Source organism: Polynucleobacter sp. CS-Odin-A6 (assembly GCF_018882095.1).
GTDB lineage: Bacteria > Pseudomonadota > Gammaproteobacteria > Burkholderiales > Burkholderiaceae > Polynucleobacter.
The window spans coordinates 796,948-809,487 of record NZ_JACVPD010000001.1 but is presented as its reverse complement, the minus strand read 5'-3'; the positions used below and the strand labels follow the sequence as shown (position 1 = coordinate 809,487).

Genomic DNA, 12,540 nt, shown 5'->3' with positions numbered 1-12,540 from the left:
ACATTACTATGAATCAGAATATCTCATTAAACACTTCTGTTACTTCAGAGCCCCGTCTGACCTCCTTGTCCCACGGCGGCGGTTGTGGCTGCAAAATTGCTCCCGGTGTTTTGTCTGAGATTCTGAAAAGCGTTCCACAACTTCCGTTTCCCAAAGAACTCCTTATTGGTATTGAAACATCTGATGATGCTGCCGTGTATCAGATCAATGACTCGCAGGCGATTGTTGCCACTACTGATTTTTTCATGCCGATCGTGGATGATCCATTTGATTTTGGCAAGATTGCTGCTACTAACGCCATCAGCGATATTTATGCCATGGGTGGCACGCCGCTATTTGCGCTGGCCCTCGTCGGTATGCCCATTAAAGTCTTATCTAATGAAACGATTGCACGCATTTTGGCAGGTGGCGCTGAAGCTTGTAGAGCAGCAGGCATTCCGATTGCGGGTGGTCACACTATTGATTCTGTTGAACCAATTTATGGCCTGGTTGCGATTGGGATAGTTGATCCTAAACGCGTCAAAAGTAATGCAGCTGCACAAGCTGGTGATATTCTGATCTTAGGTAAGCCCCTCGGCGTAGGCATCTTGTCTGCCGCCCTCAAGAAAGATCTCCTGAGTGCTGAAGGCTATCAAGAGATGATTGCCAACACTACCAAGCTAAACACTGCAGGCCCAGCACTTGCAAAACTCGCTGGCGTGCATGCGCTCACGGATGTGACTGGGTTTGGCTTAGCTGGACATACTTTAGAACTTGCGCGAGGCTCCCATCTCACGGCGCAAATTGATTGGCAGCAAGTTCCCCTACTCTCCAACGTACAGAACCTAGCTGAACAAGGCATCATTACTGGCGCATCAGATCGTAACTGGGAAAGTTATCGCAATGATGTATTGCTACCAGAGCAATTTAGCCCTGCTCAGCAAGCCTTGTTAACTGATCCTCAAACGAGCGGTGGCTTACTAGTCTCTTGCAGTGCCGATGCTGTGAATGATGTTTTAGCTATCTTTAAAGAACATCAATTCTTAGATGCTTGTGTCATTGGGCAAATGACCAGCAAGCAAGCACAGTATGTCACCGTATTGCTTTAATCTGGCTTTAGACCTGTACTTAGGTTAAAGACGCTCGAAAAATCGAGCTGCCCATTACCCGCTTTACTGTGTGCCTCATACAGTGCTCGTGATAATTCTCCCAAGGGGACGCTCGCCTCTAGATCGTGGGCATTTTCTGTCGCCAGGCCTAAATCCTTCAACATCAGATCGACCCCAAAGCCACCCACATACCCTTTTGAGGATGGCACATTTTCCATGACTCCAGGGCAAGGGTTGTAAAGCTCCAGAGCCCAATTTCGCCCTGAGCTCTTAGACATAATGTCTGAGAGAACTTTGGGGTCCATGCCATTGGCGATCCCTAAACGCAAAGCCTCGCTCGTCCCCAGCATCTGTATGCCAAGTAGCATGTTGTTGCAGACCTTCACTGTCTGCCCGCTACCACTAGCACCTGCATGAAAAATATTCTTCCCCATCTTCTCGAGTAGTGGTCGAGCTCGTTCAAGATCTGCAGCATCACCACCAACCATAAAGGTCAAGGTGCCAGCTTGGGCTCCTGCAGTCCCGCCAGAAACGGGGGCATCCATCATGACAAAGCCCTTAGACTTGGCAGTTGCAGCCACTTCCTGGGCTACCTTAGGAGAAATCGTAGAGCAGTCTATTAGCAGGGATTTGGGATTGGCCGTAGCAAGCAAACCAGAATCACCCAAATACAAGGCCTCCACATGGCGAGATGCAGGCAGCATGCTGATGATGACGTCCGCATCATGGACAGTCTCTGATACGCTCTGTTTTGGGATGCCGCCCGCTGCTTTAAAAGCGTCGAGCTGAGTCTGCACCAAGTCAAAACCCAGAACCTCGTGACCTGCCTTCATTAAATTGACGGCCATGGGTAAGCCCATATTCCCTAAACCGATAAATGCTACTTTCATATCTACCTCGCATTTGATGATGAAGTTTTAATGCCTCACTATAGCCTGCCTATAGTTTGTATACCTACAGATAAACTAACGAGATTAATTTCTGGGAGATAACATGACAATTAAAGTAATCGGCCTGATTCAACTAAATGATCTTGAGGCCTTTGAAGAATATCGCAGTCAAGTTGGAGATACGGTAGCGCTGTATAAGGGAAATATTATCTCTCGAGGCGCTTTTAATCAATTCCTCTGGAATGAGCTGGAGTGCAAATCCTTTAATGCCTTTGTGGAGCTGGAGTTTCCGGACTTAGGGCACTCACAAGCATGGGCTACTAGCCCAGAGTACCTGGGCTTGCTACCCATTCGGAATAAAGCCATGAAGCTGACTTTATTTTCCGCAACCACTTAAAAATAAAGCCCAGCTTCTTTTGGAAGCTAGGCTTATCTGTAGAGCAAGAAGAATTACTTCTTGGCTTCCATCGCCTCTTTAGTGGCAGTAATTTCTTTGCGGCGCTCTTTGCATGCACCAGCAATTTCTTGCAAAGCCTTACGCGCACGTGCAGCAGATGCCTTAACACCTTTTTCAATAAACTTTTCGTTTTCAGCTTTGTAATTTTCAAAAGCAGCCAACAATGTTTCGTGTTGTGACATGGAGTCTCCTAAATTTCTGATCAATGTATGAGTACTAAACTCAGAATGAGTATATCCCCATAAAAACTAGAGAATTTCGGGGGTAGTATCAGGGATAACTCTTAGATTCTGCAAATCCTCCAAAATAGCTCAAACGATCAGAAATCGACGGAGACCCTCATGAAAATCAGAAATTGTCTTGTTTTATTGGCTTGCGCCCTCGCCAGCCTGCAGGTCTTTGCCCAAGCCAGCAATTGGCCCACCCCAAATAAACCCATCACCTTTATTAACCCCTTCCCGCCAGGAGGGGCAGTCGATGCCTTTGGACGCCCATTAGCAAAGCAATTGGGAACACAATTGGGAACCTCAATCATTGTCGATAACAAAGGTGGTGCCGGGGGTACTGTTGGGGCAGCAGTAGCCGCAAAAATGGCTCCTGATGGCTATACCTGGCTTCTTGGCGCAGTTCACCACTCTATTGCGCCAAGTATGTACACCAACCTCTCTTATGACATTACCAAAGACTTTGAGCCAGTGGCCATCATTGGCAGTGTCCCCCATGTGATCGTGGTGAACCCAACTAAGTTTCCTAAAAATGATCTGCAGTCCATCATTCAAGAAATTCGCAAGCACCCAGGAAAGTACAACTACGCATCAACCGGGAATGGCACCTCTCAGCATTTAACGGGTGAATTATTTAAGATGCAAAACAAATTATTCATTACCCATATCCCCTATCGCGGAACTGGACCCGCCTTACAAGATTTAGTAGCAGGTCAAGTAGACATGATGTTTGACACTTTGGCTGGTGCAGCACCCTTCATCAAAAGTGGGCAACTGATTGCCGTGGCTGTGACAACTCAAAAACGTGTGGAGGCATTCCCCAATGTTCCTACTGCACTAGAGCTCGGCATCAAGGACTATGTGGTGTACAGCTGGTATGCCATGTGGGCTATCAAAGGCACTCCAAAAGAGATCGTTGACAAGATGAGTGCAGAAGTTCAAATCGCCCTTGCCACCCCTGATATCAAGGAGCGTTGGACAGCAATGGGTGCCACGGTCCCCAAAATGAGTCGCCCAGAATTGGCAGCCTACATTAATCAAGAGATTGTTCGTTGGGGCGAAGTAGTAAAAAAATCCAACGCTAAGCTCGATTAATACACAAAATCATAACAGCAAACATTAAGAAAAGAATTCATGTCGATTCAATATCAAGACTACGCATTTGTCCGCAATAAACTGCTTAAAAAAGAAGAGATTGCTTTACTAGATGTTCGCGAAGAAGATCCGCATGCTCAGGAGCATCCTTTATTTGCCGCAAATATGCCACTATCGCGTATTGAAGTCGATGCCTTCAGCAAGCTTCCAAGAAAGGATGTGCCGATTGTTACGCTAGATGATGGAGAAGGTGATGCACAACTGGCTGCCCAACGCCTGATTGCGCTTGGCTACCTCGATGTCAGTGTTTTAAAAGGTGGCGTTACCGCATGGAAAGCGGCTGGTGGCGAAGTCTTTAAAGATGTGAATGTGCCTAGCAAATCTTTTGGGGAATTTGTGGAGTCCAAAAGACATACGCCCTCCCTATCCGCCCAGGAAGTAAAGCAACTCATCGATAACCATGAAGATGTGGTGGTGGTGGATGTTCGCCGTTTTGAGGAATACCAAACCATGAGCATCCCAACTGGCATCAGCGTGCCAGGGGCTGAACTGGTTTTACGTTTACCGGAGATTGCCCCTAATCCAAAGACTAAAGTCATTGTGAATTGCGCTGGGAGAACCCGCAGCATCATCGGCACTCAGTCCTTAATTAATGCCGGCATCCCCAATGAAGTGAATGCATTACGCAACGGCACCATTGGCTGGACCTTAGCTGGCCAAAAGCTCGATCAGGGCCAAAGCCGAAAATTTAAAGAAGTCAGTGACAGCACTGCCAGCGAAGCAGCCGAACGAGCCCGCAATGTTGCCAATAAAGCGGGAGTGCAGCGCGTCAGTCTTGCGGATATTGAGCAATGGAAAACCCAGACCGATCGGACAACCTACTTCTTTGACCCCAGAACCCCAGAAGAATATGAAGCAGGTCATTTACCAGGTTTTCGCTCAACCCCAGGCGGTCAACTGGTTCAAGAAACGGAGATGGTTGCTCCCGTTCGTGGCGCACGTATCGTCTTGTCTGATCCAGGCGGCGTTAGGGCAAACATGCCCGCATCATGGCTCGCCCAAATGGCCTGGGATGTTTATGTCATTGATGATGTCAAGGCAGCAGATCTGACGGAAAAAGGATTATGGAAACCACCCCTTCCATCAACCCCTAAAATTCCAACAGTAGATGCTGTTACTGCTGCAATATGGTTGAAGAATGATAGCGGTACGATCTTTGTTGACTTAAGTACCCATGCGAATTATGTAAAAGGGCATATCCCAGGAAGCTGGTTTGCCCTTCGATCGCAATTTGCTAATGCTTTGCAGATACTACCCAAAGCGGATCGCTATGTCCTTACTAGCACCACAGGTGAACTAGCCCTATTTGCCGCAAAAGAAATCCAAGCACTGACGAAAGCAGAGATAGTCGTTTTATCAGGTGGTAATGCAGCCTGGACTAAAGCAGATCTTCCCTTAGAAAAAGGTGCCACCCATTTAGCTTCCCCTCCACTGGATCGTTACAAACGCCCTTATGAGGGTACTAGCGTAGATCCTGCTGCCATGCAGGCCTATCTGGATTGGGAATTTGGTCTGGTAGAGCAACTGGGTAAGGATGGTACTCACCACTTTTGGGTGCTATAGCATCGCGGACGCCTAAAACAATATGAACAAAGTAATAACTTGCTTGATCTTGTCTTGTGGACTCATAGGTTGTGGACAAGACTACACTACTTGGTCATGTAGCAATAGTCCTGATTCAAAATTCACGATGGTTCTCAAAAAAGCGGTGATGCAGTTTCAGGATCGACAATATGATTACTGCGGTAGTTTGGGTCCTCAGAGCTATTTTGATGCGAAGTGCACTGTTCGAATCCAAGATGCTAGTCATGTCTTCACGACTGACTCTGGTAAGCTCGTTAGCAACGGCAAAGAATTTCAGTGCAATGCCCTCTAAAGAACAAAACCCCCTCAATCCAAAGAAACTGCTACTGAGTAAATGGACTGCAGTGCAACCCACTCACAAGCGGAAACACTTTTTAGTGAGCAAGGTCATTCTTCCGGAATTACCCGATGGCGCTATTGAGTTTGTAGAACTCGAAGCGGTCTTTGATCAACAGATCAGAACCATTCCTTGGCGCGAGTTAAAGAATGCTGAAATCTGGCTACAGGGCTGGGTATAAAAAAGCCGCCTATCGATAAAGCTTAGGCGGCTCTTTGTAAGGAAATGAATAACTCGAACCTTGCGGACATTTCGAACGCTTGGAACGCTTACTTACTATCCTTCTTGGTGTCAGCAGATTTTCTGAGGTGCTCTTCAATATTTTTTTCTACAGTTTCCGCAACTTGATTCACAATTTTGCGGCCTTCTTTAAACATTTTTTGACCCGCTGTAGACATCTCATGCACTACCTTAGATAACTTATCAGCATGGCCTGGCATTTTGCTTTCAGCATCCTCTAGCCAGTTCACCATGGAGCTACGAACCTTTTCTAGATGCTTTTCTGTGCCATCAGCTGCGTCATCGCCGATCTCTTTCAGAACAGACTGTACTTTCTTCTGATAGAGGGTCGTGCGTTTTGCAGCCTCTTTGGTAGCTGATGCTTGTAATTCCTTAAGCTTAGCCAGATCATTTTTGGCTACAGATTTAGCTGTCTCCATCGCATTTTTCATACCCCACTGAATTTCAGCCAGATGGTGTTCACTCAGATCTTTAGCGGCATCCAATAATTTTTGAGAATAGTCAAATAACTCTTTCGCCTTTTCTTGCTGCCAAGCTTGTATCTCTTTCGGATCCATTCGATTTCCCCCCTAAGTTAAATACGTTTTCATGCATGAACAAACTGACGCTTCTACTTTATACCCAAATTCAGGGCTTGCCAATTCCCCTACATTATTCATAAGCAAATTCAGTCTTGGGGAGTTAGGACAATCTGTTCTGAGCTGAGCTAATCTAGCTTTGCGCCAGCCTGCTTTACTGCCTTGGCCCAGCGAGGCATTTCTCCAGTCAGAAATTTTGTAAATTGATCTGCATTGAGATAAGCTGGGTCAGCGCCCTGCTCAAGCATTTTCTTCTGAATCTCCGGGGATTCTAGGGTCTCCTTAAAAGCTTGATTCAGTTTGCTAACAACATCAGGTGGAGTGCCCTTGGGGGCGAGGATGCCGTAAAAGCCAACTACTTCTAAGTTTGCAACACCAGTCTCAATGACTGTTGGAGTATTGGGGAGTGCAGGATTACGCTTTGCGCTCGTAACAGCTAAAGCCCGCACCTTCCCAGATTTTGCATAGTTAGCAGCCTGAGGAACAGATTCGGCCATGAATTGAACATGACCCGCAATCAAATCTGTAAAAGCTGGAGCGCTTCCCTTGAAGGGAATATGCACCATAAAAATCCCAGTCTCATTTTTCAGCATTTCTGGCACAAGGTGTGAGATACCTCCATTACCAGCAGATCCGTAATTCAATTTACCTGGATTAGCTCTTGCATAAGCTACAAACTCTTTTAAAGTCTGAGCAGGCACATCTTTATTCACTATTAACGCCAAAGGCTGCTGAGCTGTTCTTGCAATCGCTTGAAATTCTTTCAGCGTGTCGTAAGACGTTTTTGTGTACACAGCAGGATTAATCACCATCGTTCCAGTATTGGCTAAAAGCAAGGTATATCCATCGGCAGGAGATTGAGCCACATACTGAGCGCCTACCGTTCCACCCGCACCTGCCTTGTAATCAATAATGATTGTTTGACCTAAAGTCGCTTGGAGTTTTTCAACTAATAATCGCATATGCGCATCTAGTGGACCTCCCGCAGGAAAGCCAATGATGACTTTAATCGGCTTTTCCGGGTAGGCAGCTTGTACACCAAAACATAAGCCTAAACTCAAAAAGATTATGGTGAACTGGCTGGTAATACGGAAGATTCTATTCATCATGGATCAGAGGAATGATTCGAAAATACGATTTAATTAAGTGCTTGAGCACAAACAAAGCCACTGGCCCAGGCCCACTGGAAATTATGGCCTCCTAGGTGTCCGGTGACATCAACACACTCACCAATAAAATAGAGGCCGGGATGATTGCGGGCCATCATGGTTTGGCCATCGAGCTCCTTGGTGTCTACACCGCCCAACATCACTTCTGCTTTTTTCCAGCCTAGCGTTCCAGCAGGTTTCACTGACCAATTCGTGATCAGCTCTTTCAGGGCATGTCGATCTTTTTTAGAAACCTCAGCCCATTTTTTTCCTAATAGGTTTTTTTGTTCAGCAAAGGCTTTTGCCAGTCGTAAAGGCATGACTGAGGACAAGATATTCTCAGTCAACTTCAGGCGGTTATCTTCGTTATTAAACAGTTCATCGCAATTAAACCGTCCATTGGCTTCCACTGCACCTAACCAATCAATATGAATAGCCTCTCCCTCAGCCCAGTAACTACTGGCCTGTAACACTGCTGGCCCCGATAAGCCTTTGTGCGTTAGCAGCAGGTCCTCATTAAAACGACTAGCACCATAACGATTGCCTTTTGATCCGGAAGCAATCCGCACCGGCAAACTGAGGCCAGATAATTCAGTCAGATTGTCAAACTCTCCTGAAGTAAATGAGAGCGGTACTAGTGCAGGACGGGGATCTATCACCTTTAAACCAAATTGCTTGGCAATATCCAATGAGTAGGCGGTTGCACCAATTGCAGGAACTGGTAAACCGCCTGTTGCCATTACTAGCGATCTTGAGCACTCTAATCCCGCATTGGTTTGAACAATCCACTCCCCCGCTACATTAGAAACTGACTGCACAGTTACTGGATGGCGAATCACGACTTTCCCCTTAGCGCACTCCTCAAGCAGCATCTCGATAATTTGCTTGGCAGAATCATCGCAAAATAACTGTCCTTGATGTTTCTCGTGATACGCAATGCGATAAGACTGAACCAGCTTAATAAATTCAATTGAGGGATAGCGGGCTAAGGCGCTTTTAACAAAATGAGAATTAAGAGAAAGAAAATTAGCTGGACTGCTGTGTAAGTTAGTGAAGTTACATCGACCACCCCCACTAATCCGAATTTTTTCACATAAGACATCTGCGTGATCCAGCACTAATACTTTTTTACCCAATTGGCCAGCAATACCAGCGCAAAAAAGTCCCGCCGCCCCGCCGCCAATAACAATTGCATCCCAAGCTTTACTCATGCTTACTTGAAGCGCTCAATAACTTCAGGCGGCAATTTGAGTTTTTGCATATGCGAACGGGTGTAGGCTTGACGGAAGTTTTTTGTCATTGAGATCATGACCGATGCCGTCCAAGCAAAAGCAAACATTCCTGAAAAAGCGATGATGATAGCGAGCATCTTCCAGCCACTTGGCAGCACATCTTCCATGAAGCCCATTGCTGTATAGGTGCTGCCGCTAAATAAAATACTATCTCCTAAGTTGGGCAGAAGTTTAAATAGCCATAGGGCAATACCCCAGAGAATGATTTCAAAGATATGGAGTAGAAAGAGGCACATGACACTGAAGTAAAACACTAAGGCTACAGCAGAGTATTTATGTTCCGATAGATAAAGGAATGACTTCACCTCATAGCGCTTAGCAATTTGGAGCAAAACAAGTCCATGAATCAACATCACGATCAGGAGCATCGCGATACCAAATACATAGGCTGGCAAATCTAATTCAGTGGTGAGGATCAAGGTATTTGGAATAGTCATAATGTCTTGGTGAGTATTTTACAGGCCTACTAGGGGTACCCTTAAGCTAATTGATACCAGTTCCGTATGACTTCCCAGGCTTCTTCTGCATTCTCTACGAAATGCATTAATTCCATATCGGTCTGATCGATCACGCCATGAGCAAGCATTTGATTGAAATTGATTACTTCTTGCCAAAAGCCCTTTCCCACAAGGATGATCGGGAAGCGCTCCGCCTTTTTCGTCTGCATTAAGGTCAACACTTCAAAGAGCTCATCAATCGAGCCAAATCCGCCTGGGTAGGCCACAATGGCTCTAGCCCTCAGCATGAAATGCATTTTACGAATGACAAAATAATGGAAGCGAAAACTTAAACCCGGCGTAATGTAGGCATTGGGTTGCTGCTCCCTTGGGAGGCTAATATTAAAACCAATCGTCTTATCGCCAGCCTCAAAAGCCCCACGATTAGCGGCCTCCATAATGCCGGGACCACCACCTGTTGCGATATACAACTTATCTTGGATTTTAGATTGCCTGGCGTTATAGGCAGCGACGATTGAACCGAACTGCCTTGCTGAATCGTAATACTGGCAGTGCAGTAATGCGTTTTTGGCCTCCGCAATCTCCTCCGGTGTCCTTGCATTACTTTCCATCTCCCGGGCTGTTTGACTGCTAACAAAACGGGTCGAGCCAAATACCGTAATGGTGTGATCCACCCCATGTTCACCCAGCAAAATCTCTGGCTTTAGTAATTCCAATTGAAAGCGCAGTCCTAGTGTTTCTCGGCGAGCTAAAAAAGCTTGATCATCAAAGGCAAATTTATAGGAGTCTTCAGAAGTGTCTTCTGCAAGCTGACTCTTTTGAAGATTCAGAAAATCAGTGATTGTTTGCGAGTTGTTTACGGGTAACTTAGGGCTCATGTCACAATCTTTAAAAAAATGACGGCTGATCTTTAGCCAAATTAGTAGTACTACCTAGAATATTGCATTAATTTGACGCCTAGGGCTTATTCGGATTTACCGTCTGCCTACTAGGAGTTAATATAAGAGAATATCAATCAAATCGAAGGAAAAGCAATGAGTAATCGTTCAATCATCATTATGGTACTAGTGTTAATTGGTGCCACAGCCTATTTATTAATTAAGGGCGATGGCGATATTGATATGGGCGGTGAGAAGCATGGTGCCGATGCAGTTCATGTCGATGATGCGAAGAAAAATGCTACCGCAGCTCCGATGGCTCCAACTACCCCTCCGGCACCAGCAGCAGCTCCAGCAACTGAGGCTAAGAAATAATCTCCTCTGGAGAAAGCGAAACCGCGGTCCGCCGCGGTTTTTTTATAGCTCGACTAAATCAAACATATGAAAAATTACCTTGGCATTGGATTGATTTGTATTTCTCAATGGATATTTGCTAGTCCAAATATCACCAACCACAGTGATGTAGCTATGATGAAATCCTTTGCACCAACCGGTACACTGCGCGTTGGAATTAATATCGGCAACCCAGTATTAGCCGGCTCAATTGATAAAAGTGAACCACAACCCAAGGGAATATCGATTGATATCGCTCGAGAAATTAGCATTCAATCTAAGCTACCCATTGAACTCATCTCCTATCAAAGTGCTAGCGCTACTGTAGAGGCCCTTAAAGCCAATCAGCTTGATCTGATTTTTGTTGCCATCGATCCTGTTCGTGGTGCTGATACCAGCTATACCCCGCCTTATATTCAGATCGAAGGGGCTTATCTAGTGAAAGCATCTTCCCCCTTAAAGAATAATGCAGAGGTTGATGTAGACGGAAATGAAATCGTGGTCGGCAAAGGGAGTGCCTATGACCTCTATCTCACACGTGAAATAAAAAATGCCGCTCTACTTCGTGCCGCTAACTCGCAATCGGTCGTAGATGACTTTGTGAGCGGCAAGGGAAATGTAGCTGCAGGAGTGAGGCAGCAATTAGAGGCGGATATAAAACGCTATGCCGATCTTCGCCTACTTCCAGGATGCTTTATGGTAATCAATCAAGCCATCGGAATATCTAAAACACGCCCTGAAGTAGACAAAACTACTGCTTACTTAAGTGGAATCATCACCGAACTCAAGGCTTCTGGATTTATTGCGCAGGCGATGAAACGCCACGGCATTGAGGGAGCCAAGGTAGCCGAGTAAATTCTGATGGACCTTCATTAAGTCAATAGATCTCGCCTTACTAGGACATCTTTCCTTGAATTAGAGCGATACTGTTGGCATGACCGCTCCAACCCCATTACAAGCACTGGAGTTAATTCCCCGTCTGAAGCGAGATCCTGCTGAGCATAAAGGAAGTGCAGGTAAGGTCTTGCTCATTGGTGGAGCGCCTGGGATGTCTGGCGCCCTCATCCTTTCGGGCAGTGCCGCTCTTCATCTTGGTGCTGGCTGGACGATTTTAGAGATGCTCGATCCCACTGCCGCTCATGCTGTAACTGAGCAAGCCGAACTGATGGTGCGCTTAGCTAGCTTTAATGCTCAAGAGCAATTGGCAGTGACTAAACCAGATTTAATTGCAATTGGCCCTGGCTTAGGTTTTTCTGCTCTCGCTAGAGAATGGCTATTAGCAGCACTCCATTACCCCAAAGTGCCAATAGTGATTGATGCAGATGCGCTGAACTTGATAGCCGATACCCACGAATTACTTCAACTTCTAAAGCAACGTAATCAAGCATTCCCAAATATGAGCGTGATTACTCCACATCCTGGAGAAGCTGCACACCTACTGAATACCTCTGCAGCAGTCGTCCAAGAAAATCGTATCGCTGCTTTATCCAGCCTGGTAAAAATGACTGATTCGATTGTGGTGCTCAAGGGTCAGCATACGCTGATCGCTTCGCCGACTCATGCCGTAGTGCAATGTGATCAAGGTAACCCAGGTATGGCTGTTGGTGGAATGGGTGATGTCTTGACTGGCAGCATTGCCGCCATTGCCGTTCAAGGTATCCGCCATCACCTCGATCTGTGGGAGGCTAGCTGCATTGGAGTACAACTTCATGCCAGTGCAGCCGACAGTCTTGTTGCCAAACAGGTTGGCCCGATTGGACTCACTCCAACAGAGGTCATTTTTGAGATGCGTAGTCTGCTCAATAAACTGTTATAAAT

16 protein-coding genes are annotated in these 12,540 nt (G+C 46.1%); 9 read left to right on the top strand and 7 right to left on the bottom strand.

Annotated elements, in window-relative coordinates; translation table 11 throughout:
- The first annotated feature begins 8 nt into the window (after positions 1-8).
- Positions 9-1,088: a selenide, water dikinase SelD gene (gene selD, locus ICN15_RS04150; RefSeq protein WP_216201370.1), complete on the top strand. Its 1,080-nt coding sequence runs from the start codon at positions 9-11 to the stop codon at positions 1,086-1,088.
- On the opposite strand, the gene mmsB is transcribed toward selD, so the two are convergent.
- Entirely contained in the window at positions 1,085-1,978 is an 894-nt protein-coding gene (gene mmsB / locus ICN15_RS04145; RefSeq protein WP_216201369.1) for a 3-hydroxyisobutyrate dehydrogenase, read from the bottom strand. The genes selD and mmsB overlap by 4 nt on opposite strands.
- A gap of 103 nt (positions 1,979-2,081) precedes the next feature.
- Here mmsB and ICN15_RS04140 point away from each other — a divergent pair, with 103 nt between their 5' ends.
- Positions 2,082-2,375, top strand: coding sequence for a DUF1330 domain-containing protein (locus ICN15_RS04140; RefSeq protein WP_216201368.1), 294 nt, complete (start codon positions 2,082-2,084; stop codon positions 2,373-2,375).
- A gap of 53 nt (positions 2,376-2,428) precedes the next feature.
- Here the strand turns inward: ICN15_RS04140 and ICN15_RS04135 are convergent, their stop codons facing one another.
- Positions 2,429-2,617, bottom strand: a complete 189-nt coding sequence (locus ICN15_RS04135; protein WP_216201367.1) for a hypothetical protein — start codon at positions 2,615-2,617, stop codon at positions 2,429-2,431.
- A 159-nt stretch (positions 2,618-2,776) separates the two neighbouring features.
- Here ICN15_RS04135 and ICN15_RS04130 point away from each other — a divergent pair, with 159 nt between their 5' ends.
- The 4 genes from ICN15_RS04130 to ICN15_RS04115 are packed head-to-tail and all read left to right on the top strand — an operon-like array spanning position 2,777 to position 5,916.
- Positions 2,777-3,754, top strand: a complete 978-nt coding sequence (locus ICN15_RS04130) for a tripartite tricarboxylate transporter substrate binding protein (protein WP_216201366.1) — start codon at positions 2,777-2,779, stop codon at positions 3,752-3,754.
- Positions 3,755-3,793: 39 nt separating this feature from the next.
- Positions 3,794-5,377, top strand: a complete 1,584-nt coding sequence (locus tag ICN15_RS04125) for a rhodanese homology domain-containing protein (protein WP_216201365.1) — start codon at positions 3,794-3,796, stop codon at positions 5,375-5,377.
- 22 nt (positions 5,378-5,399) lie between these two features.
- Entirely contained in the window at positions 5,400-5,690 is a 291-nt protein-coding gene (locus ICN15_RS04120; protein ID WP_216201364.1) for a hypothetical protein, read from the top strand.
- Entirely contained in the window at positions 5,680-5,916 is a 237-nt protein-coding gene (locus ICN15_RS04115; RefSeq protein WP_216201363.1) for a TIGR02450 family Trp-rich protein, read from the top strand. Before ICN15_RS04120 ends, ICN15_RS04115 begins: the two co-directional genes overlap by 11 nt.
- An 88-nt stretch (positions 5,917-6,004) precedes the next feature.
- On the opposite strand, the gene ICN15_RS04110 is transcribed toward ICN15_RS04115, so the two are convergent.
- The 5 genes from ICN15_RS04110 to ICN15_RS04090 form a co-directional block, all read right to left on the bottom strand.
- The gene (locus ICN15_RS04110; RefSeq protein WP_216201362.1) at positions 6,005-6,532 is read right to left on the bottom strand and encodes a phasin family protein; all 528 of its coding nucleotides are present in this window, start codon (positions 6,530-6,532) and stop codon (positions 6,005-6,007) included.
- Positions 6,533-6,681: 149 nt separating this feature from the next.
- Complete coding sequence (locus ICN15_RS04105; RefSeq protein WP_216201538.1) at positions 6,682-7,659, bottom strand: tripartite tricarboxylate transporter substrate binding protein; 978 nt, start codon at positions 7,657-7,659, stop codon at positions 6,682-6,684.
- Positions 7,660-7,691: 32 nt separating this feature from the next.
- The gene (locus ICN15_RS04100; RefSeq protein ID WP_216201361.1) at positions 7,692-8,912 is read right to left on the bottom strand and encodes an aminoacetone oxidase family FAD-binding enzyme; all 1,221 of its coding nucleotides are present in this window, start codon (positions 8,910-8,912) and stop codon (positions 7,692-7,694) included.
- A gap of 2 nt (positions 8,913-8,914) precedes the next feature.
- Entirely contained in the window at positions 8,915-9,430 is a 516-nt protein-coding gene (locus ICN15_RS04095; RefSeq protein ID WP_216201360.1) for an ion channel, read from the bottom strand.
- A 41-nt stretch (positions 9,431-9,471) separates the two neighbouring features.
- Entirely contained in the window at positions 9,472-10,329 is an 858-nt protein-coding gene (locus tag ICN15_RS04090) for an LOG family protein (protein WP_216201359.1), read from the bottom strand.
- A gap of 156 nt (positions 10,330-10,485) precedes the next feature.
- Here ICN15_RS04090 and ICN15_RS04085 point away from each other — a divergent pair, with 156 nt between their 5' ends.
- The 3 genes from ICN15_RS04085 (at position 10,486) to ICN15_RS04075 (ending at position 12,538) form a co-directional block, all read left to right on the top strand.
- Positions 10,486-10,704 (top strand): hypothetical protein, encoded by a 219-nt coding sequence (locus tag ICN15_RS04085; protein ID WP_216201358.1) that lies wholly within the window; start codon positions 10,486-10,488, stop codon positions 10,702-10,704.
- A gap of 66 nt (positions 10,705-10,770) precedes the next feature.
- Entirely contained in the window at positions 10,771-11,577 is an 807-nt protein-coding gene (locus ICN15_RS04080) for an ABC transporter substrate-binding protein (RefSeq protein ID WP_216201357.1), read from the top strand.
- A 79-nt stretch (positions 11,578-11,656) separates the two neighbouring features.
- The gene (locus ICN15_RS04075; protein WP_216201356.1) at positions 11,657-12,538 is read left to right on the top strand and encodes an NAD(P)H-hydrate dehydratase; all 882 of its coding nucleotides are present in this window, start codon (positions 11,657-11,659) and stop codon (positions 12,536-12,538) included.
- The last annotated feature ends 2 nt before the right edge of the window (positions 12,539-12,540 follow it).